Here is a 22,365-nt window from a genome sequence, read left to right on the forward strand (position 1 = left end):
AACGAAGAGAGGCGGCACGCCCGCCTGTTCGCTGCCCTACCCCGTATTCCTCAACCCCGCCGAGATGCCGTTGATCGTGAGCTGAATCCCGCGCAGCACCTGCTCGTCGGGATTCTGCGCGCGGTGCTCCTTCAAGAGCTCGACCTGTACGTGGTTGAGCGGATCGAGATAGGGGAAGCGGTGGCGCACGGAGCGCTCCAGCAGCGGGTTGCCCTGGAGCAGCCGGTCCTGGCCCATGATGTCCAAAAGCGTCTCGATGCAGGAATGCCATTCGCGGCGGATGCGGCCGAAAATCTTTTCGCGCAGCGCCTCGTCCGGAACGAGCTCGGCATAGCGCGAGGCGATCGCGATCGAGCTCTTCGCGAGCACCATGTCCATGTTCGAGAGCAGCATGCGGAAGAACGGCCATTCCTTGTAGAGCTCTTTCAGGAACGGCATGCCCTGTTGCGGATGCTCCGCGATCCACTGCTCGACCGCGCTGCCAAAACCGTACCAGCCCGGCAGCATCAGGCGGCATTGCGCCCAGGAGAACACCCAGGGAATGGCGCGCAGGTCCTCGATCGCGCGGGTCTTCTTGCGCGAGGCCGGGCGGCTGCCGATGTTCAGCGTCGCGATCTCGTTGATGACCGTGGAAGCCCAGAAATAATCGACGAAGCCTTCGGTCTCGTAGACGAGGCCGCGATAGGCTTTGAAGGCGAGATTCGAAAGCTCGTCCATCGCAATCAGATATTCGCGGCGCGGTGCGCTCTGGCGCGGATGCAGCAAGCTTGCTTCGAGCGTCGCGGCCGCCAGGATCTCCAGATTATTGCGGCCGACTTCGGCGTTGGAATATTTCGACGAGATGATCTCGCCCTGCTCGGTGATGCGGATCTGGCCGTTCACTGCGCCGCCGGGCTGCGCGATGATGGCGTCATAGCTCGGCCCGCCGCCGCGTCCGACCGAGCCGCCGCGGCCGTGGAACAGGCGAAGCCGGACGTGATGACGCTCGAACACCTCGACGAGGCCGATCTCGGCCTTGTAAAGCTCCCAGCCCGAGGTGACGAAACCGCCGTCCTTGTTCGAGTCGGAGTAGCCGAGCATGACCTCCTGCACGCTGCCGCGGCTGTCGACCAGGCGGCGGTAATCGTGCAGCGACAGCATGCGGTCCATGATGCCGCTGGATGCCTGCAGATCCTCGATGGTCTCGAACAGCGGGACGATGTTGATGGCGCTGCGCCCGGAGGGATGGACGAGGCCGACCTCCTTGAGCAGCACCGCGACCTCGAGCATGTCAGACATGCCCTTGCACATCGAGATGATGCATTGGGGAATGGCGTCCGAGCCGAACTTCGCATGCGCTTCCGCGGCGGCATGGAAGACGTTGAGCTCGCCCATGGTTTCGTCGCTGTATTTGACGAAGGGCGAGACCAGCGAGCGCGTCGAGCGCAGCTCGTTGGTGAGCAGCGAGATGCGCGCCTCCTCGCCGAGCGCGAGATAGGACATGCCGGGGTTGGCGGCATCCATCAGCTCGGCAATGGTGCGCTCGTGCACCGCCGAGTTCTGGCGGATGTCGAGCCGCGCCAGATGGAAGCCGAAGCAGTCCACCGCGCGGCGCAGCAGCCGCAGCCGGCCGCGGGCGATGACGCGGGCGTTGTTGGAGATCAGCGAGCGGTGCAGCACGTCGAGATCGGCCTGCAACTCCCTGACGCTCTCGTAAGGCCTGCCCTTGCCGACCGGCCGGCGGGTAATTTCGACCTCGAGCGCTTCGGCCGTTGCGGTGAGGCGCGCGTAGATGCCTGATACCGCCAGACGATAGGGCTCGCCGCTCCGGTGCGGGGAGGTGTCCGGCGAGCGCTCCGCCAAATTGCGCAGCTCCTCGGAGACGTCGGCGAGATGGGCTGCGATTGACAGCTCGGAGCCGAGCACGTGCAGCTCGTTCAGATAGAACTGCATCACCCGGCTCGACTGCAGCCGCAGCGTGCCGCGCATGACGTCGGCGGTGACGAAGGGATTGCCGTCACGGTCGCCGCCGATCCAGCTGCCCATGCGCAGGAACGAGGCGAGCTCGCCGGCCGCCTGCTCGCCGCCATCCTCCAGCCGGTCCTCGAGCACGTTGACCAGCCGCGGCACCTCGCGCAGGAAGGTGTAATCGTAGAACGACAGGCCATTGGCGACCTCGTCGAGCACGGTGAGCTTGGTCCGGCGCAGGAGGTTGGTCTGCCACAGCGTCAGCACCTCGCGGCGGAGCTGCTCGTCGCTGGCGGCGGCCTCCTCAGCCGTCATGGCCACGCGCTCGCGGCGATCCAGAAGGCTAGCGACCTCCATCTCGCGGTCCATCGTGCTCTTGCGGCGGACCTCGGTCGGGTGCGCGGTCAGCACCGGGCTGACCAGGGCGGTCTTGAAGAAGTTGCGGAGCTGGTCGGGACTGATGCCGGCGGCCTTGGCATGGGCCAGCGTCTCCGCCAGCACGCCAGCTCCCGCGCCCTTGGAGGCACTGCGCGCCCGCATCTGGCGGATGTTGTTGTGGTCCTCGGCGATATTGGCGAGGTGGGAGAAATAACTGAAGGCGCGGACGATCCGCACCGTCTCGGAGGTCGACATGCTGTCGAGGATCTGCTCGAGCTCGCGGCGTGCGAGCCGGTCCTCGTCGCGGTGGAACCGGATCGAGGTCTGGCGGATGCTCTCGACCAGGTCGAACACGTCGGCCCCCTCCTGGTCGCGTACCGTGTCGCCCAGGATGCGCCCGAGCAGGCGGATATCGTCGCGCAGCCGGGCGTCCGCTTCCAGCGCCTGGGCGTCCTCAGGGCGGTTGGAGCGATGTTCAGTGGCGTCGGATGGTGCGGTCTGGAGGGACATCGGCTCGCTCCCTGGTTCGAGCGCTCTACGGCTCCCCGGTCCAGAGGAGTGTGCGATATTTTTCTACCGCAGTGCAAGGTGAACTTGGGGGCGGCGCACACGCGATACAGCGGCCCCGGATTGCGCTTCGCTCCATCCGTGCTACGCGTCCCACAACAGGCCGGGTGATCAGGCCGGCACGATCACCTTGCCGATCGGCCAGAGCGCGATGCCGGCGAGCTTCAGATGGGCCCAGGCGAAGGGAATGCCGATGATGGTGATCGCGAGCACCAGCGCGGTCACGAGGTGGCCGAGCGCCAGCCACCAGCCGGCCAGCACGAACCAGATGATGTTGCCGATCACCCCGAGCGGACCCGTGCCGATATCCTCGACACCCGTGACGTCGTAACGGTTGACCGCCCGGGAGCCGAACGGCAGCAGCGTATAGACGGCGATGTTGAAGGCCGCCCGCGCCCAGGGCAGGCCGATGATGGTGACGGCCATGATCACCGCGGCCACCAGCCAGCCGAACGCCATCCAGGCGCCGCCGATGAGAATCCAGAGGATGTTGAGCAGGATGGAAACGGGGGTCATGGGACGATCCGCGGTCGATGAGCCCTCTTATAGCACGACCTCCGCGGTCATAGTCCATGACGCCGGCTGCGTTCGGCACGCAGCGAGGCGCCGACAAACCCGACATCCTCGATCCCGCGCGAGATCTCCTTCGAACAGAGCCAAAGCGTCAGCGCGGCGGCGCCGATCGCGGCCAGCCCCGAAATGAGAACAGGATTGGGACAGAATGTGACGAGGACATTATCGAAGGGAACGGAACCGGTCGGCCAGCGCGGGCTGCAAGACGATGCCAGCGCCCAACCGGAAAGCATCACGGCGGCGGCGTTCGCTCCGGCCAAAATCGCCACGACGATCGCAAGGCCCTTCTTCATGGAGAGTACGAGATCAATCGTCTTCACGGCGGCACAACATGCGACCACGACAACGATGGCCAAGCCCCATCCAGAACCCCGGGCTGCGATCGCCTGAGCCGGGCCGCTCCAGGCCCACAGCGCAACGACACATCCAAGCAGGGTGAGATTGACCTTCACCGTTTCGGGAAATTTGCAGCGAAGCACCCAGGCATTCGCCTTCTCGATCAGGTCCAGCACGGCGCAGGCGATCAGCCCGGCCGCAAAGCCGCCGAGATGGACGCCCCAGTCGATCCGCGAATTGCCGAACGCGAACGCGATGTTCAATCCGATGTTGATCGCGAAGAAGTCGAACCTGACATCGAGCTTGCCGAGGATCCACAGGCACAGCAGCGCGCCCAAAATGCCCGACGTGGCGCCGGACGCGCCGACCGTCAAATAGGGCGTGGAATGGATGCCATTGCCGATGACGGCGCCGAACACCATGGCGCAGAGATAGATGATGAGGAAATAGGCCGGTCCGACCCGCCGCTCGAGATGTCCGCCCCACAGCACCAGACACAACATGTTCATGGTGAGGTGGACGAAATTGACGTGCAGGAAGCCATAGGCGACGAGGCGCCAGTATTCGTGCCGCGCGATCGCGGTCGCATACATGCCGCCGTAGCGATACAGCAACTCGGCCGGCGCCGCCGGGCCGCCTGCCTGGATGAAGCAGAAGCCCGATGCGAGGACCGTGACCGTCATCAGCGCGTAGACGGCGGCATGGGGGACTTCGAAGAAGCCGGGACTGGCACGGTAAGACGGCATGAATGATGCAAGCTGCAGACAACGATAGCCGCAACCTAGCCGAGCCGACCGATGATTGCTACTCCATTGCCTCCTCTTGCCGGTTCTCGTAGCCCGGATGAGCGAAGCGACATCCGGGACCTTAACTCGCACTGTCCCGGATATCGCTTCGCTCATCCGGGCTACGCAGTGTCAGATCTTCCGACCCGCCTGCTCCCAATAGGGATCGCGGAGGCGGCGCTTGAAAATCTTGCCGGAATCTTCGCGCGGCAGCCCGCTGCGGATCTCGATGTGCTTTGGCACCTTGTAGTCGGCGAGCGAGGTCTTCAGCCGCGCGCGAACATGGGCGGCATCGAGCGTGACGCCGGCTTGCGGCTCGACCACCGCCATCAACGCCTCGCCGAATTCGGCATCGGGGATGCCGAACACCGCGCAATCATGCACGCCGGGCACGGCGTGCAGCACGGATTCGATCTCGGCCGGATAGATGTTGACGCCACCCGAGATCACCATGTCGCGCTTGCGGTCGCAGATGAAGACGTAGCCGTCCTCGTCGATGTAGCCGACATCGCCCGAGGTGATGAAGCCGTCGCGGTCGATCTCGGCGCGCTTCTCCGGCTTGTTGTGGTAGGTGAAATCGGCAAGCTCGGCCATGCGGGAATAGATCTCGCCGATCTCGCCCACACCGAGCACGCGGCCGTCCTCGCCGATGAAGCGCAGCTCGGCGCCGGGCGAGATCTTGCCGACGGTGCCGGGCTTCTTCAGCGCGTCCTCGGACGTCGCGAAGGTCACGGCGCTGGATTCGGTCGAGCCGTAGAATTCGTAGATCACCGGCCCCCACCACTCGATCATCGCGCGCTTGACGTCGGCCGGGCACGGCGCGGCGGCGTGGATGACGTGGCGCAAGGAAGAGACGTCGTACCTCCTGCGGACCTCCTCCGGCAGCTTCATGAGGCGGATGAACATCGTCGGCACCATGAAGATGGTGTCGATCTTGTAGCGCTCGATCAGCTCCAGAAATTCCTCCGCCTCGAAGCGCGGCATCAGCACCAGCGCGCCGCCGAGCTTGCCGGCGCGGATGCCGAAGGAGTTCGGCGCGGAGTGATAGAGCGGCCCCGGCAGCAGCGCGCGGGCGCCGGGTTTGAGCCCGTAGATCATCGCACGCATGCGTTCGCCGGCGGCCTGCTGATCCGGTGTCGGCGCGTTGCGCCGCACGCCCTTGGGATGGCCTGTTGTCCCTGACGTGTAGATCATGTTCATGGGCTGCGGCACGATCGGACCATCATAGGGCTGCTGCTGCGCGAGCCAGGATTCGAAATCGATCGCAAAATCCGGCGTGGTCAGGTGATCCGGATCGATCTTGTAGTTGGACAGGATCTCCGGCGGCGGCGGCACGCTGAGCACGGTGACGCCCGCTGGAATCGCATCGCGCAGCGCATGCAGCATATCGGCATGCCCGATCAGCACGGACGTGCCAGTGTCGCCAAGGATGTAGTTGATTTCCTCCGGCTTGAAGTGCCAGTTGATCGGCACGCCATAGGCCCCAAGCCGCATTGCCGCGTAGGCGGCTTCGAGGAAGGCGATGTCGTTGCGCATCAGCATGCAGACGCAATCGCCTTGGCGGACGCCGATCCTGGCGAGGCCGCTTGCGATGCGGTCGGCGCGATTGGTGACCTCCGCATGGGAACGGCGGCGATCGCCGGAGACGATGCCAAAGAATTGGGACGTTTCGCTCATTTTTGTTTTTCTTTGTTGTTGTGTTTGTCATTCCGGGGCGGCTCGGAGAGCCGAACCCGGAATCTCGAGGTTCCGGGTCTGGTCCTTCGGACCATCCCGGAACGACGGAGAGACTAATCCGCAAACTTCGGCGCGCGCTTCTCAAGATTGGCGCGCACCGCCTCGGTCTGGTTCGCACTACCGATCAGCTTTTGCTGCTCGACGGATTCGGCGAGCAGCGCGGGCCCCGGATCGACCGAGAGGTTGTTGAGCAACCGCTTGGCGGCGCGGATCGCATCGGGGCTTTTTCCCGCGATCTCGCGCGCGACTTCCAATGCGGCCGCGCGCGGGTCGTCGCAGATGCGCGTGGCGAGGCCGTAAGTCATCGCCTCCTGCGCGGAGAAGATGCGGCCCGTATAGGTGAGGTCGCGCAAGATATCGTCGCGCACCAGCGAAGCCAGGATCGGCGTGCCGGCCATGTCAGGGACGAGGCCCCATTTGATCTCCATCACCGACATCCGCGCATCCGGGCTGAGGAACCGCATGTCGGCGCCGAGCGAGAGCTGGAAGCCGCCGCCAAAGGCGACGCCGTGCACGGCCGCGATCACGGGAACCGGAAGCTGGCGCCATCCCCATACCGCGGCTTGCGGAAAGTTCGCCTGGCCATGCGTGCGCACGGTGAGGTCGCGATTTTCGCCACCCGGAATTCCATTGCCGCCTTTCTCCTTCATGGCGGCAAAACGCCCCATGTCGAGACCGGCGCAGAAGGCGCGGCCTTCACCCGACAACACGACGACGCGCACGCTCTTGTCCTTTGAAAGCCGGTCCGTTGCGGCCACAAGGGCCTCGAACATGGCCTGATCGAGCGCGTTCATCTTGTCCGCGCGCACCAGGCGCACGTCGGCGACGCCTTCCGAGATCGAGATCGAGACGCGCTCTTCCATGGATGAATTCTCCCTGTTCTTGTTCGGTGCCGCTTTACAGAAAGCTGACGGCCCGATTTAGTCAATCGACCAATTAACTGACAATCCGTACGGGAGAAACGGCGATGTTCAAGGAAAATCTTCTGGCCGGACGGCGCATTCTCGTGACCGGCGGCGGCACCGGGCTCGGCAAGTCGATGGCGGCGCGCTTCCTGCAACTCGGCGCCGAGGTGCATATCTGCGGCCGGCGCAAGATCGTGTGCGACGAGACCGCGACCGAGCTGATGGATCTCTATGGCGGGCGCGTCACCAGCCACGGCGTCGACATCCGCAACGCGCTCGCGGTCGACGAGATGATCGAGAACATCTTTCGCGATGGCCCCCTCACCGATCTCATCAACAACGCTGCCGGCAATTTCATCTCGCGCAGCGAGGAGCTGTCGCCGCGCGGCTTCGATGCGGTCGCCAACATCGTCATGCACGGCACGTTCTACGTGACGCACGCGATCGGCAAGCGCTGGATTGCGTTGAAGCAGCCCGGCAATGTCGTCTCGATCACCGTGACCTGGGTGCGCAACGGCTCGCCCTATGTGGTGCCGTCGGCGATGAGCAAGTCGGCGATCCACGCCATGACGATGTCGCTTGCGACCGAATGGGGCCGCTACGGCATCCGCCTCAACACCATCGCGCCGGGCGAAATCCCGACCGAGGGCATGAGCAAGCGCATCAAGCCGGGCGATGAGGCCGGCGCGCGCACCAGGGCGATGAACCCGATGGGCCGCGTCGGCACCATGGAGGAACTGCAGAACCTCGCGGTGTTCCTGATCTCCGGCGGCTGCGACTGGATCAACGGCGAAACCATCGCCATGGATGGTGCGCAGGCGCTCGCCATGGGCGGCAATTTCTACCAGCTCCGCGACTGGAGCGACGACGACTGGAAAACCGCGCGCGAAAGCATCATGGCGCAGAACGAGAAGGACCGGGCGAAGCGGGGGTGATGCTCTCTCGTGCCCCGGACGCAGCGCAGCGCGACGCCTTCGGCGTGGTGCGCTGCTGAGCCGGGGCCCATCTCTCTTCAAACGCGTAAGCAGCATGGGTCCCGGCTCTGCGCAGCAGCGCAAGGGCGCTGCAGCGCGTCCGGGACACGAGACCGCGTTTGCCCCGGACAACGAAGATTCCCCAATCGTCGTCCTGGCGAAAGCCAGGATCCATTACCACCGAATGCCGTTTGGCGAAGATTGGTCATGACCGGTCTTCGCCAAATTGCGTCTCGTGGCTATGGGTCCCGGATCTACGCGCGCTTGTCCGGGACGACAGCTGGGCCCATCTTGTCTTCGTCCGCGGATGACGCCACACTCCCAGGCATAAGAACAAGACGTACGGGAGAAACATGTCCACACAGCCATTGGCTGACCTCGCCGACATGGTGCGCGAGCGCGCGAGAAGCCGCGGCAGCGCCATTGCCTATGAGTTCGAGGGCCGCGCCACCAGCTTTGCCGAATTCGACATCAAGACCAACAAGGTCGCGAACGCACTCATCGCCATGGGCGTGAACAAGGGCGATCGCATCGCCTATCTCGGCAAGAACAGCGACCTTTATTTCGAGCTGCTGATGGGCGCGATGAAGGCCGGCGTGGTGATGGCGCCGGTGAACTGGCGGCTCGCGGGGCCCGAGGTCGCCTTCATCGTTTCGGATTGCAAGGCGCCGGTGCTGTTCGTCGGACCTGAGTTCATCACGCAGGTCCGGCAAATCAAGCACCAGATCCCGGGCGTGCGCACGATCATCACCACCGAGGGCGGCGCGCCGGAATGGCGGGATTTCACGGCCTGGCGGGACGCGCAGAGCGGCGAAGATCCGAAGGTGCCGATCGACACGAAGGACATCGCGATCCAGCTCTATACGTCGGGCACCACGGGCAAGCCGAAAGGCGCCATGCTGTCGCATGCGAACTTCCTCAATCTGGTGCAGACTGGAAACGCCGAAGACAAGCCGGAGTGGAACCGGTGGTCGACCGACGACGTCTCGCTGGTCGCGATGCCGATCTTCCACATCGGCGGTTCGGGGTGGGGCGTCATGGGGCTCTATCACGGCGCCCGCGGCGTGATCGCACGCGAGTTCGATCCGACCAAGGTGCTGGATTTCTTCGAGCAGTCGGGCATCACAAAGCTGTTCATGGTGCCGGCGGCGATGCAATTCGTGGTGCGGCAGCCGCGCGCGAGGACGGTCGATTTCTCCAGGCTGAAATACATGCTGTACGGCGCCTCGCCGATTCCGGCGGCGCTGCTGAAGGAGTGCATTGAGGTCTTCAAATGCGGCTTCGTGCAGATGTACGGCATGACCGAGACCACGGGCACCATCGTCGCACTGCCGCCGGAAGACCACGTCGAGGGGCTGGAGCGGATGCGCTCGGCCGGCAAGGCACTGCCGGGCGTCGAGATCGCGATCCTGGATGCGGACGGCAAGCCGTTGCCACCGCGCGAGGTCGGCGAGATCGCGACGCGCTCCGGCTCCAACATGGCCGGCTACTGGAACCTGCCGGAGGCGACCGCCGCCACGCTGCGCGGCGACGGCTGGCTGCGCACGGGTGATGCCGGCTACATGGACGAGGACGGCTATCTCTACATCCACGATCGCATCAAGGACATGATCATCTCCGGCGGCGAGAACATCTATCCCGCCGAGGTCGAGAGCGCACTGTGCGATCATCCAGATGTCGCCGAAGCTGCCGTGATCGGCGTGCCCGACGACAAATGGGGCGAAGCGGTGAAGGCCGTGGTGGTGATGAAGCCCGGCAAGCAGGCGAGCGCCGCCGACATCATCAACTTCACCCGTGAGCGCATCGCCGGCTACAAGACACCGAAGAGCGTGGAGTTCCTGCCGGCGCTGCCGCGCAATCCAAGCGGCAAGATTTTGCGACGGCAGTTGCGCGAGCCGTATTGGGCGGGGAAGGATCGACGGGTGAATTGATCGCGAGGTCGTCCCGGGGCGCGCGCAGCGCGAGCCCGGGACCCATAACCACAGGGAGAGGTTTGACGAAGACTCGGAGTTACCAAATCGCCCCAAACCTCTCTCTGGGGTTATGGGTCCCCGCGTTCGCGGGGACGACGCTGGGGAGAGACAACGCGCAACAATGGCGGTGCCCACGTTTCCTCCACATTAGCGAGAGGTGGTGGGCACGCTTCGCTTTGCCCACCCTACGATAGCTGTGCGCCTCAATGCTTCCCCGGCCCCATATACCCAAACAGGAATCCGGCCACCTTCCGCATCTGGATTTCCTCGCTGCCCTCGGTGATGCGGTAGCGGCGGTGGTGGCGGTAGATGTGCTCGAACGGCTTGTGGCGTGAGTAGCCCATGCCGCCATGCACCTGCATGGCGCGGTCGGCGGATTCGCAGCAGAGGCGGTTTGCAAAATAGTTGCACATGGAGACGCGGTCCGACAGCGTGCGCTCGATCTGCTCCTCGCTGAGCTGGTCCATCTCCCAGGCGGTCTTGCGGATCAGAAGGCGCAGCATCTCGGCTTGCGTGGCAAGCTCGACCAGCGGGAACTGGATCGCCTGGTTCTCCGCGAGCGCCCTGCCGAACGGCTTTCGCTCGCGCGCGTATTTCACGCTCTCGTTGATGCAGTAGACGGCGGCGCCCAGCGAGCTCGCGGCTTGGCGGATGCGGTTCTGGTGCACGAAGCATTGCGCCAGCGACAGGCCGCGGCCGACCTCGCCGAATTGTGCATCCTCGGGCACGAACACGTCGGTGAAGCTGACGCGTGGATGGTCGGTCGGCATGTTGAAGGTCCACATGTACTCCTCGACCTTGACGCCGTGGCTCTTTGCCGGCACCAGGAAGCAGGTGATGCCGCGGGCATCGCCGTCGTTGCCCGACGTGCGCGCGAACAGCGCGCAGTGCGTTGCGACGTGCATGCCGGTGGTCCACATCTTCTCGCCGTTGATGATCCAGCCCTTGACGTTATCGCGGGTCGCGGGCACCGCGCGCGTCTCCATGTGGGTGGCGTCCGAGCCGTGATGCGGCTCGGTCAGGCCAAACGTGATGCGATACTTGCCCCGGATCGAGCCGTCGATCATCGCCTTCTGGTCGTCGCGGCCGTAGCGGTCGAGCATGGTGACGACGGGGAAATTGCCGACGATCGAATGCTCGTTCTGGAGATCGTTGTGCAGGCCGAGCCCCTTCGCGGCAAAGTGCTCGCGGATCACGGCCATCCAGAGGTTGGAGCCGTCCTTGCCGCCATATTGCTTCGGCACCGGAAAGCGCAGATGCCCGGCGGCGTCCGCGAGATCCTTGGCCTTGCGCAGCAACGCTTCCCATTCGTGCCGCGGCAGGCCGCCATTCTCGAAATCGGTGCGCGCCCATTCGCGGCGGTGGTCGAAGAAGCGGATGTTGTCGTCGGCCTCCTCCAGCGGCTTGATCTCGCGTTCGATGAAACGGTCGAGCTCTCCGAGATAGGCGACGAGGTCGGCAGGCAATGAGAAATCCACGGTTCTCTCCCGGATTGATTTTATCGTTTTGCGTTAAGGCGCTACGCAGATTTTTGCTTCGCATGATTAAGGTGAGAAGAGCCCATGCAAGTCAAGCAAGCCGAGACGTGCCGGCCGCGCAAAGCGCTTTGCGCAATTCGATGGTGCTCCGGCGTCGGCGCGCGGTAGTATGACGCCAATATTCCTTCACGAGAAAATGCGGGAGCGCGCGATGGAGCTGAAATTTTCCAAGGTGGAACGCAAGGGACCGATCACGATCGTCACGTTGTCGCGGCCCGAGGTCTACAACGCGCTGCACACGGATGCGCATTTCGAGCTGCAGAAGGTATTCGACGATTTCTCGACCGATCCCGAGCAGTGGATTGCGATCGTCACAGGCAGCGGCGACAAGGCGTTCTGCGCCGGCAACGATCTGAAATGGCAGGCGGCCGGCGGCAAACGCGGCTGGGACAAGGGCGGCTTTGCCGGCCTCACTGCGCGATTCGACTGCGACAAGCCGATCATCGCCGCAGTGAACGGCGTTGCGATGGGCGGCGGCTTCGAGATCGCGCTCGCCTGCGACCTGATCATCGCCGCGGAGAATGCGACCTTCGCCCTGCCCGAGCCGCGCGTGGGCCTCGCCGCGCTCGCCGGCGGCCTGCACCGGCTGCCACGGCAGATCGGGCTGAAGCGCGCCATGGGCATGATCCTCACCGCGCGCCATGTCAGCGCCAAGGAAGGTCTTGAGCTCGGCTTCGTCAACGAGGTGGTGCCGCAGGGCGAAGCGCTCGTCGCCGCGCTGCGCTGGGCCGAGATGATCAGCAAGAACTCGCCGATGTCGATCCGGGCGTCGAAGCAGGCCATTCAGCGCGGGCTGGGCGTGTCGCTGGAACAGGCGATCGCGGAGCAGCGCGACTATCCGGCCGTGCAGGCGATGGCGGCCTCGCAGGACTATATCGAGGGCCCGAAAGCGTTCTCGGAGAAGCGGCCGCCGAAATGGGTGGGGAAGTAACGCGGTTTTTCCATCGTCATTGCGAGCGCAGCGAAGCAATCCAGAATCTCGCCCCGGAGGCAGTCTGGATTGCTTCGTCGCAAGGGCTCCTCGCAATGACGGCGGATAGAGTGCGTAGGATGGGTAGAGCGGAGCGAAACCCATCAATGGCAGGGCAAGGTGCGAGATGATGGGTTTCGCTTCGCTCTACCCATCCTACGGATTGCGCCCCAGCTCCCGCTTGTAGGACGCATAATTCGGCTGATCCACGGCCAGCTTATCCATCGTGGTCGCCCAGAGATGCTCGGCGAGTCCCGGCGTTGCGAGATCCAGCTCGCCCTTGGCGATCCGCTCCGCCAGCACGCGGTTGAGCTCGGTCACCGAGCCGTCGATCCCGAGCAGCGCGCGCAGGTGTTCAACCTCCTTCGCAGCGCTCCCCTCCTCCTGCGTCAGCTGCCGCGTGACGAGATCGAGGATGTTGATGGCGACGCGCAGCTTGAAGGCCTGATGGCCGGAGATCAGCGGCGTGATTTCGCTGCGGAGGAAATCGGCGACTGACTTGGTCAGCTCGACCGGGGTCGGCTCGTCCTGCATGTATCAACTCCCGCGCGGCGCCAAAAGCCGCAACAGATCGATCTCGGTCTCGGAGGCGCGGCGGCCGATCATGGCGCGCTCCATGGAATGGTCCGGGCCCTCGCGAAAACGCTGCATCATGCCGCCGCACATGATGCCCCAGCGCAGCGTCCCCATCACTTCCCAGAACTTTACGCGCGCTGCGTCGACCTTGCGGCCGGCGGCCTCGTAACCGGCGAACAGCTCCTCGCGCGAGCCAAAGCCGCCGACGGGCTTGTCGATCTCGCCGAAGCGCCAGGAGTTCACGCAGACCCAGCCGAGATCCTCCATGGGGTCGCCGAGATGGGCAAGCTCCCAGTCGAGCACGGCGCGGACACCGTCGGGGCCGATGATGAGATTGCCGTTGCGGAAATCGCCGTGCACCAGCGTGGTCTCGACTGAGGGGCCGGGATCGTGGTCGCGCAGCCAGCGCAGCGCCAGCTCGAACACGGGTTTTGGCCAGTTCAGACTACGATAGTCGCGCTCGAACTCAGATATCTCCTGGGTCGCGCCGCGGCTGCGCAGCTCGGGCAATTTGTCCTGCGGCAGCCTGTGCAGGCCCGCGAGAATGCCGCCGATCTGCCGCGCGAGCAGCGGCCGCGCCGCGGCAAACTCCTCATCGCGAAGAATCTTGCGGGCGATGGTCTCGCCCTCGATCCGCTGCATGATGAAGCCGGTGCCGAGATCGTCCTCGGCCGTCAGCACGTGCATCACGCGCGGCGACGGCACACCGGCTTCAAAGGCAAGCTGCATCAGCTGCGCCTCGGCGGCGAGGCCTGCCGCGCGTGTCGGGGCTGCGCCATAGCCCTTCGGCGAGCGGCGCAGGATCGCGCCGATCGGCCCATCGGGATGCACGATGTCGAAGCGCCAGGTCTCCTGGCTGGCGCCGCCGGAGAGCTTTGCCGCGCCGGTGACGCCGGTCGCGCCGTTGCACCAGCGCTGAACGCTGCGGGAAAGCTCCGTCTCGATCATTTGCCCTTGAACTGCGCGGGACGCTTCTCCAGGAACGCGCCGACGCCCTCGCGAAAATCCTGGGTGTCGCCGGCGCGGAGCTGGCACTGGAATTCGAGGTTGAGCTGATCCTCGAAGGAATTCTCCGGGCTGTCCCAATAGAGCTTGCGGATCAGCGCCAGCGCCACCGTCGGGCCACTGGCAAGCTCGCGCGCGAGCTTCATCGCCTCCTCCATCAGCACGCCATCGTCATAGACGCGGTTGACGAGGCCCCATTCCAGCGCCTTCTCGGCCGGCAGCCGCTCGCCCATCAGCGACAATTCGATCGAGCGCGCCTTGCCGATCAGGCGCGGCAGCAGCCAGGTCGAGCCGCAATCCGGCACGAGGCCGATGCGGCGGAAGGCTTGCAGGAAATATGACGAGCGCGCGCACAAAATCATGTCGCCGAGCAGTGCGAAGCTCATGCCGGCGCCGGCGGCCGGGCCGTTGACTGCGGTGATGATCGGACAGTGCAGATTGCGGATGCGGCGCAGGAACGGGTGAAAGCCGGTCTCCAGCGTCAGGCCGGCCTTGGTCTTCTTCGACTGGTTGTTGCGCCCTTGCAGATTGGCGCCGGTGCAGAAGGCGCGGCCCGCGCCAGTCAGCACGACGCAGCGCACCTCGTCCTTCTTCTCCTCGATCGTGTCGAGCGCCTCGGCAAGACCGCCGAGCATGTCCATGGAGACCGCGTTCATCACCTCCTGATGGTCGAGCCGGAGGATCGCGACCGAGCCATCGAAATCGAGCGTGACGTGTTTGAACTGCATTGTTTCCTCGTCAGTTGCGGCCTGCGTCAGTTTCGCAGACCGGAATTACTTTTTGCCGGGGCGCATATTTGATTTTTGGCGCGGTCTTGTCCATGGTGACGAAAGCGTACCCCACCGTCATATCGCACGATCTTGCGCGCACCGGCTGACGCGCGCCATACCAAGAAACCCTGCCAAGAAACCTTGCCAAGAAACCTCGCCAGGACCAGGAAACGCGCCATGAACATTTTCGACCTCTCCGGCCGCGTCGCCGTGATCACCGGCGGCAATGGCGGCATCGGGCTCGGCATCGCACAGGCGCTTGCCGGTCAGGGCTGCAACGTCTCGATCTGGGGCCGCAACCCTGACAAGAACAAGGCTGCTGCCGCGAGCATGGCGGGGCTATCCGGCAAGGTCGATAGCCGTGTCTGCGACGTCACCGATCCTGTCTCGGTCGATGCCGCGATGAAGGCGACGCTCGACATTTTCGGCCGGGTCGACGGCTGCTTCGCCAATGCCGGCATCGGCGGCGGCGGCCGGCGCTCCTTCATCGAGCGCACCGAGGAGGAATGGCGCACGATGTTTGCGACCAATCTCGACGGCGTCTTCCACGCGTTCCAGGCCGCCGCGAAACACATGACCGAGCGCGCCAATGCCGGCGATCCCTTCGGCCGGCTGGTTGCGACCTCGAGCCTCGCCTCGATCTTCGGCACCGCGCGCAATGAGCACTATGCCGCGACCAAGGCCGCGATCAACGCGCTGGTGCGCGCACTCGGCGTCGAGCTGGCGCGGCACGGCGTTACCGCGAATGCGATCCTGCCCGGCTGGATCAAGAGCGACATGACATCAGGTCTCATGGCCAACGATAAATTCGTCGCCAACGTGATGCCGCGGATTCCGCAGCGCCGCTTCGGCGAAGCCTCCGATTTCGGCGGCATCGCCGTATACCTGATGAGCAAGGCGTCGTCGTATCATACGGCCGATACGTTCGTGATCGACGGCGGCTATACGGCGTTTTGAGTTTCGTAGCCCGGATGGAGCGAAGCGCAATCCGGGATTTCCAAAAGCAAGCAAGACCCGGATTTCGCTGCGCTCCATCCGGGCTACAAACTCTGAGGGGAATGGGCAAATGTTCTCACATATCATGATCGGCACCAACGATCTCGACAAGGCAAAGGCGTTCTACGACAGCCTGCTGAGCACGCTCGAGGTGCGGCCGGCCAAGGTCGACGGCCATCGCATCTTCTACTTCACCAAGACCGGCGTGTTCTCGGTGACGAAGCCGATCAACGGCGAGCCGGCGACCTGTGCGAACGGCGGCACCATCGGCTTTGCCGCCAACTCGCCGGAGCAGGTCGACAAATGGCACGCAGCCGGCGTCGCTGCCGGCGGAACGCCGATCGAAAATCCGCCCGGCATCCGCGAGGGCGCGGGCAACAAGCTCTATCTCGCCTATCTGCGCGACCTCGACGGCAACAAGATCTGCGCGATGCACCGGATGCCGAACTGAGCTGCGGCCACATACTCGGTGTCGTCCCGGCGGAGGCCGGGACCCATAACCACAGGGAGTGGTTATGGCGCTAGCTGGCAACTCCGAGCCTTCGTAAAACGATTGCTGCGGCGTATGGGTCCCGGATCTGCGCGCGCTTCAGGCGCGCTTGTCCGGGACGACGTCGGTGAGATATCTCGCCATTCAAACAACATTTCAAACGCCCTCGCGAAATTCCATCGCGTGGCATGGCCCCGCGCGAGAAAATACGCGCTCGCACTTTGGCGTCGCTACGACTATTCTTCCGGCCAACGCGAACTCAGCGCCCCCGGGAGGACCAATGACAAAACACACCTACATTCCCCGCACCACCAACTACACGCTCAATCCGGGCGACGAGCTCAACGATCTGCGCATGTCGGACCAGGTCCGGCCGCTCTACGATCACGTCAGGAAATTCATCCGCGACACCGTCGAGCCGATGTCGATCGAATTCACCAAGGCGGGCGAAGGCAAGGAGGATCGCTGGAGCTTCACGCCGAAGCAGCTCGAGGTGCTGGAGAAGGCCAAGAACAAGGCCAAGCAGGAAGGCCTCTGGAACTTCTTCCTGCCCGATGACGACACCGGCCAGGGCCTGAAGAATCTCGACTATGCCTATATCGCGGTCGAGCTCGGCAAGAGCCCGCTGGCCTCCGAGACCATGAACTGCTCGGCGCCGGACACCGGCAACATGGAGGTGCTGGAGCGCGTCGGCACCAAGGAGCAGAAGGAGAAGTGGCTGAAGCCGCTGCTCAACGGCGAGATCCGCTCCGCCTATGTCATGACCGAGCCGAACGTCGCCTCCTCCGACGCCAAGAACATCTCGACCACGGCAAAGCTCGTCGGCGACGAATGGGTCATCAACGGCGAGAAGTATTACATCTCCGGTCTCGGCGATCCCCGCTGCAAGATCCTCATCGTGATGGTGAAGACCAATCCGGACGCGGCGCCGAGCAAGCAGCAGTCGCAGATCCTGGTGCCGCGCGACACGCCCGGCGTCGAGGTGCTCGGCCCCATGTACGTGTTCGGCCAGGACCACGCCCCGCGCGGTCACATGCACATGCGCTTCAACAATGTGCGCGTGCCGAAGGAGAACATGCTGCTCGGCGAAGGCCGCGGTTTCGAGATCTCGCAGCTCCGCCTCGGCCCCGGCCGCATCCATCACTGCATGCGCACCATCGGCAAGGCCGAGAAGGCGCTCGATCTGATGGTGCAGCGTGGCCTCACCCGCGAAGCCTTCGGCAAGAAGATCGCCCATCTCGGCGGCAACATGCAGATCATCGCGCAGGCGCGCTGCGAGATCGAGGCGATGCGGCTGATGGTGCTGAAGGCCGCCAAGGCGATGGACGTGCTCGGCAACAAGGAGGCCCGGGTCTGGGTCTCCATGGTCAAGGCCATGGTGCCCGAGCGCGCCTGCAAGATCATCGACCAGGCGATCCAGATGCACGGCGCCACCGGCATCTCGCACTGGACCCCGCTCGCCGAGATGTACCAGGACGTGCGGCACCTGCGTTTTGCCGACGGTCCTGACGAGGTGCACTGGATGGTGGTCGGCCGCCACGAGCTGAGCATGGCGTAAGGCGCGAGATGCCGTAGGGTGGGCAAAGGCGCGCACTTCGCGCGCCGTGCCCACCATCACGGGCCTCGCAAGAAGTGGTGGGCACGCTTTCGCTTTGCCCACCCCACGAGCTCTCCGCACGCGGAGAGAGGCGAAGAAGGGCTACGTCGCGGGCGCGAGCTTGTCCTGCGTCTTCGTCTCGAAATCGCCGGCGTCGTGGCGCTCGTGGAGTTGACTGGCGGGATCGCCGGAGACGCGGTTGACCATGCGGCCGCGCTTCACGGCCGGGCGCTTTGCGATCTGGTCGGTCCAGCGCTGCACGTGCTTGTAGTCCTGCACGGAGAGGAATTCGCCGGCGCCGTAGACCAGCCCCTTGGCGAGCGCGCCGTACCAGGGCCACACCGCGATATCGGCGATGGTGTACTCCTTGCCCGCGAGGTATTCGTTGTCGGCGAGGCGGCGGTCGAGCACGTCGAGCTGGCGCTTGGTCTCCATGGCGAAGCGATCGATGGCATATTCGATCTTGAACGGCGCGTAGGCGTAGAAATGCCCGAAGCCGCCGCCGAGATAGGGCGCGCTGCCCATCTGCCAGAACAGCCAGGACATGGCTTCGGTGCAGGTCTTGATATCCTTCGGCAGGAAAGCGCCGAACTTTTCGGCGAGGTAGAACAGGATTGAGCCGGACTCGAACACCCGGATCGGCTCCGGACCGGAGCGGTCCATCAGCGCCGGGATTTTGGAGTTCGGGTTGATGTCGACAAAGCCGCTGCCGAACTGGTCGCCATTGCCGATCCTGATGAGCCAGGCGTCGTATTCGGCCCCCTTGTGGCCGAGCGCCAGCAGCTCCTCCAGCATCACCGTGACCTTCACCCCGTTCGGGGTCGCCAGCGAATAGAGCTGGAGCGGATGCTTGCCGACCGGCAGCTCCTTGTCGTGGGTGGGGCCGGCGATCGGGCGGTTGATGCTGGCGAATTGCCCGCCATTCTCCTTGTTCCAGGTCCAGACTTTGGGCGGCACGTAGGCGGGGGCGTCGGTCATGCGGGGCTCCGGCGGAAAGATGCGCCTGCATTAATTAGCCCTGGGAGGGCCGATGACAAGCCCTGCCGGCTCTGCGTCCGGCGCGGGCCTCAAGCCGGCGTCATGCAGCCTTGACCTACCCCGTCACGGCCTGGCGCGGCTGCATCGGCTTCCATCACGAATCCCTCATACCCCTTCGCCGCGACCTCGTCGCAGATCCGCCGGTAAGTGCCGACGCCGCCGATATAGGGCATGAAGATGCGCGGCTTGCCGGGGATGTTGGCGCCCATGTACCAGGAATTGGCCTGCGGATAGAGCGTGCCCTGGGCGACCTCGTTGACGTGCGCGACCCATTTCTCCTCCGCGTCCCCTCCCGCTTCGATGGTCGCAAGGCCGCGCTTGCGCATGTTGGTCAGGCAATCGGCGATCCAGTCGACATGCTGCTCGATCGACACGATCATGTTCGACAGCACTGACGGGCTGCCGGGGCCGGTGATGATGAAGAGGTTCGGAAAGCCGGCGCTCATCAGCCCGAGATAGGTCTTTGGGCCTTCCGCCCATTTCTGGTTCAAGGTCCAACCCTTCCGGCCGCGAATGTCGATCTTCGCAACCGATCCGGTCATGGCATCGAAGCCGGTGGCCAGCACCAGCGCGTCGACCTCGTGATCCTTCCCCGCGACACGAACCGCATGCGCGGTGATCTCCTCGATCGGCGTTGTCTTGATGTCCACCAGCGAGACGTTCGGCCGGTTGAAGGCCACGAAATAATCCGTGTCGATACAGATGCGCTTGGTCCCGATCGGATGGCTGTTCGGCTGCAGCAGCTTTGCGATCGCCGGATCTTTGACGATCTCCGCGATCTTGCCACGCACGAAATCCGCGGCGGTGTCATTCGCAGTTCGGTCGAGGCCCAGATTGTTATAGGCATACATGAAGGTGAGACCGCCGTGCTCCCAACGCTTCTCGTATTTGCCGCGCCTGGTATCGTCGCTGTCGTCGAGCGCGCCCCGATTGGGCTGCTCTGCAAAAATGCCGTTGCGCGCGACCTCGCGGGCGAAGCGGCGGACCTCCGGATAGTTCTTGCGGAACGCATCGCGGTCCCCGGCGGAGAGCGCGGCGTTGCGGGCGGGAATCGAGAAATTCGCGGTGCGCTGAAATACGGTGAGATGTTTCGCCTGCTCGGCGATGATGGGTGCGGACTGGATGCCCGACGATCCCGTGCCGATCAGGCCGACGCGCTGGCCGCTGAAGTCCACCGGCTCATGCGGCCAGTTGCCGGTATGGTAGACGGGGCCCTTGAAATTTTCGAGGCCGTTGATGTCGGGCTTGCGCGCGTTCGAGAGGCAGCCGGTGGCGAGCACGACGAACTGCGCTTGAACCGTCCGGCCGTCGGAGATCGTCACCGACCAGCGCTTGCCGCGCTCATCGAACACTGCGCGTTCGACGCGCGTGTCGAACTGGATGTCGCGGCGCAGATCGAAACGGTCGGCGACATGGTTGGCGTATTTCAAGATCTCTGCTTGCGGCGCGTATCGCTCGCTCCAGTCCCATTCCTGCTGGAGCTCCTCGGAGAAGGAGTAGGAATATTGCATGCTCTCGACATCGCAGCGCGCGCCGGGATAGCGGTTCCAGTACCAGGTGCCGCCGACGCCGCCGCCCTGCTCATAGACCCGTGCCGAGAAGCCGAGCCCGCGCAGGCGATGCAGCATGTACATGCCGGCAAAGCCTGCGCCGACGACGACCACATCGTAGGTCTCCGCGGCCTCGGCCGGACTCGACTGCGCTGGCGACATCGGTTGGCGCTCCCTCGTTGTTTTCTGTTGTTGTGCACCAGCATTCTCCGGGGCATGCCGAAGCGCAAGAGGCAAATCGGCACGGCCAGGCTTGCTTATTTTGTGCAGCGGAATGGCTCAACCGGCACACGGCGCCTGCACGCAAGATGCGCGACCGAATCCGGCATGGCATCGCAGGCAATGATGAGCTAGCGTCGAACGGTCTTCGCAGCGAAAGCAACAACAGCAACGCGAAGATGCCGGGGAGAGAGCCATGAAATCGCCGATCTGCGACATGCTGGGCATCGAGTTCCCGCTGCTCGCTTTCAGCCATTGCCGCGACGTCGTCGCCGCCGTCAGCCGCGCCGGCGGCTTCGGCGTGTTAGGGGCCACCGTGCACACGCCCGACACGCTCGAACGCGAGCTGAAATGGATCGACGACCACGTCGACGGCAAGCCCTACGGCATCGACGTTCTGATCCCCGAGAACATCTCCACGGCGGGCGAGAAGGACGTCACCTGGAAGAGCCTGGAAGCGCGCGTGCCGCAGGCCCACCGCGACTACACGCACGATCTACTGAAGAAATACGATATCGAGTTGACCGTCACCGACGTGGCAGACAATCAGCCGCAGCCATTCGACGGGAAGACCGCACTTCAACTGCTCGAAGTTTCCTTCAATCATCCGATCCGCCTGATCGCAAATGCGCTGGGCGTGCCGCCGAAGCCGATGATCGAGATGGGCAAGAGGCACGGCGTGCCGGTTGCCGCCCTCGTCGGCGCCAAGGAGCATGCGCTGCGCCAGGTCGCGGCCGGCGTCGACATCCTCGTGGTCCAAGGCACCGAGGCCGGCGGCCATTGCGGCGAGGTCTCGACCATGGTGCTGGTGCCGGAGGTGATCAAGGCGATCAAGCCCATCCGCGACGTGCCGGTGTTGGCGGCCGGCGGCATCATGACGGGACGGCAGATGGCGGCCTGCATGGCGATGGGCGCGGCCGGCGCCTGGACCGGCTCGGTGTGGCTTGCGACCGTGGAGGCGGAGACCACTGAAATCTTCCGCGAGAAGATGATCGCGGCGTCCTCGCGTGACGCGGTCCGCTCGAAGGGACGCACCGGCAAGCCGGCACGGCAGCTCCGCTCGGTTTGGACCGATGCCTGGGACCGTGCGCCCGAGAGCCCGGGCGCGCTGCCGATGCCGCTGCAAAGCATCGTCAGCCGCGACGCCTTCAACGCGATCGATCGCGCGGCCGCAAGCGGCAACGCCAAGGCGCGCGATCTCGTCAGCTACTTCGTCGGCCAGGGCGTCGGACTGATCGACAGCGTGAAATCGGCCGGCGCGGTGGTGCAGGAGTTCAAGGAAGATTTTGCCGAAGCCGTCGAACACATGAACGCGCTGGTGGCGGAGTGATGGCCCTCTCGTCATTGCGAGCGCAGCGAAGCAATCCAGACTGCCTCTGCGGAAAGATCCTGGATTGCTTCGCTGCGCTCGCAATGACGAAACAACTGACATCGTGAATTG

Annotated in this window: 18 protein-coding genes; 7 read left to right on the plus strand and 11 right to left on the minus strand. The window is 64.4% G+C overall.

Annotation, left to right across the window (positions count from 1 at the left end):
• Positions 1-36: 36 nt before the first annotated feature.
• From ppc to N2603_RS31230, 5 genes are all read right to left on the minus strand, one after another.
• Positions 37-2,835 (minus strand): phosphoenolpyruvate carboxylase, encoded by a 2,799-nt coding sequence (gene ppc, locus N2603_RS31210; RefSeq protein WP_260385153.1) that lies wholly within the window; start codon positions 2,833-2,835, stop codon positions 37-39.
• Positions 2,836-3,003: 168 nt separating this feature from the next.
• Positions 3,004-3,408: a YccF domain-containing protein gene (locus N2603_RS31215; protein WP_018648059.1), complete on the minus strand. Its 405-nt coding sequence runs from the start codon at positions 3,406-3,408 to the stop codon at positions 3,004-3,006.
• Positions 3,409-3,455: 47 nt separating this feature from the next.
• A complete protein-coding gene (locus N2603_RS31220; RefSeq protein WP_260385154.1) occupies positions 3,456-4,547 on the minus strand; it encodes a rhomboid family intramembrane serine protease in 1,092 nt (363 codons plus the stop codon).
• A gap of 171 nt (positions 4,548-4,718) precedes the next feature.
• Positions 4,719-6,263, minus strand: coding sequence for an acyl-CoA synthetase (locus N2603_RS31225; protein WP_260385155.1), 1,545 nt, complete (start codon positions 6,261-6,263; stop codon positions 4,719-4,721).
• Positions 6,264-6,376: 113 nt separating this feature from the next.
• On the minus strand, positions 6,377-7,186 hold the full coding sequence (locus N2603_RS31230; RefSeq protein ID WP_260385156.1) for a crotonase/enoyl-CoA hydratase family protein: 810 nt from the start codon (positions 7,184-7,186) through the stop codon (positions 6,377-6,379).
• Positions 7,187-7,290: 104 nt separating this feature from the next.
• Between N2603_RS31230 and N2603_RS31235 the strand changes: the two genes are divergently transcribed.
• A complete protein-coding gene (locus tag N2603_RS31235) occupies positions 7,291-8,163 on the plus strand; it encodes an SDR family oxidoreductase (RefSeq protein WP_018648063.1) in 873 nt (290 codons plus the stop codon).
• A gap of 392 nt (positions 8,164-8,555) precedes the next feature.
• Complete coding sequence (locus N2603_RS31240) at positions 8,556-10,133, plus strand: fatty acid--CoA ligase (RefSeq protein ID WP_260385157.1); 1,578 nt, start codon at positions 8,556-8,558, stop codon at positions 10,131-10,133.
• 245 nt (positions 10,134-10,378) lie between these two features.
• On the opposite strand, the gene N2603_RS31245 is transcribed toward N2603_RS31240, so the two are convergent.
• Complete coding sequence (locus tag N2603_RS31245; RefSeq protein WP_260385158.1) at positions 10,379-11,653, minus strand: acyl-CoA dehydrogenase family protein; 1,275 nt, start codon at positions 11,651-11,653, stop codon at positions 10,379-10,381.
• A 211-nt stretch (positions 11,654-11,864) separates the two neighbouring features.
• Between N2603_RS31245 and N2603_RS31250 the strand changes: the two genes are divergently transcribed.
• Entirely contained in the window at positions 11,865-12,644 is a 780-nt protein-coding gene (locus N2603_RS31250) for an enoyl-CoA hydratase-related protein (RefSeq protein WP_020608144.1), read from the plus strand.
• Between the two features lie 195 nt (positions 12,645-12,839).
• Here N2603_RS31250 and N2603_RS31255 read toward each other — a convergent pair whose 3' ends face one another.
• Genes N2603_RS31255 through N2603_RS31265 form a run of 3 tightly spaced genes read right to left on the minus strand, consistent with a single transcriptional unit; the run spans position 12,840 to position 14,992 of the window.
• Positions 12,840-13,217, minus strand: coding sequence for a DUF6285 domain-containing protein (locus N2603_RS31255; protein ID WP_260385159.1), 378 nt, complete (start codon positions 13,215-13,217; stop codon positions 12,840-12,842).
• A gap of 3 nt (positions 13,218-13,220) precedes the next feature.
• Positions 13,221-14,207: a phosphotransferase family protein gene (locus tag N2603_RS31260; RefSeq protein ID WP_260385160.1), complete on the minus strand. Its 987-nt coding sequence runs from the start codon at positions 14,205-14,207 to the stop codon at positions 13,221-13,223.
• Positions 14,204-14,992 carry an enoyl-CoA hydratase/isomerase gene (locus N2603_RS31265; protein WP_260385161.1) on the minus strand — a complete coding sequence of 263 codons (789 nt, stop codon included), beginning with the start codon at positions 14,990-14,992 and terminating at the stop codon, positions 14,204-14,206. The genes N2603_RS31260 and N2603_RS31265 overlap by 4 nt, the downstream gene beginning before the upstream one ends.
• A 219-nt stretch (positions 14,993-15,211) precedes the next feature.
• Between N2603_RS31265 and N2603_RS31270 the strand changes: the two genes are divergently transcribed.
• The 3 genes from N2603_RS31270 (at position 15,212) to N2603_RS31280 (ending at position 18,078) form a co-directional block, all read left to right on the plus strand.
• On the plus strand, positions 15,212-15,991 hold the full coding sequence (locus N2603_RS31270) for an SDR family NAD(P)-dependent oxidoreductase (RefSeq protein WP_260385162.1): 780 nt from the start codon (positions 15,212-15,214) through the stop codon (positions 15,989-15,991).
• A 109-nt stretch (positions 15,992-16,100) separates the two neighbouring features.
• A complete protein-coding gene (locus N2603_RS31275; protein WP_260385163.1) occupies positions 16,101-16,481 on the plus strand; it encodes a VOC family protein in 381 nt (126 codons plus the stop codon).
• A gap of 319 nt (positions 16,482-16,800) precedes the next feature.
• Entirely contained in the window at positions 16,801-18,078 is a 1,278-nt protein-coding gene (locus N2603_RS31280; protein ID WP_260385164.1) for an acyl-CoA dehydrogenase family protein, read from the plus strand.
• A 141-nt stretch (positions 18,079-18,219) separates the two neighbouring features.
• On the opposite strand, the gene yghU is transcribed toward N2603_RS31280, so the two are convergent.
• A complete protein-coding gene (gene yghU / locus N2603_RS31285) occupies positions 18,220-19,095 on the minus strand; it encodes a glutathione-dependent disulfide-bond oxidoreductase (protein WP_260385165.1) in 876 nt (291 codons plus the stop codon).
• A gap of 89 nt (positions 19,096-19,184) precedes the next feature.
• Positions 19,185-20,867 (minus strand): flavin-containing monooxygenase, encoded by a 1,683-nt coding sequence (locus N2603_RS31290; RefSeq protein ID WP_260385166.1) that lies wholly within the window; start codon positions 20,865-20,867, stop codon positions 19,185-19,187.
• Between the two features lie 253 nt (positions 20,868-21,120).
• Between N2603_RS31290 and N2603_RS31295 the strand changes: the two genes are divergently transcribed.
• The gene (locus N2603_RS31295) at positions 21,121-22,254 is read left to right on the plus strand and encodes a nitronate monooxygenase (protein WP_260385167.1); all 1,134 of its coding nucleotides are present in this window, start codon (positions 21,121-21,123) and stop codon (positions 22,252-22,254) included.
• Positions 22,255-22,365: the final 111 nt, after the last annotated feature.

Origin of the sequence: Bradyrhizobium huanghuaihaiense (assembly GCF_025200885.1) — a bacterium.
In the GTDB taxonomy this organism is placed as follows: domain Bacteria; phylum Pseudomonadota; class Alphaproteobacteria; order Rhizobiales; family Xanthobacteraceae; genus Bradyrhizobium; species Bradyrhizobium huanghuaihaiense.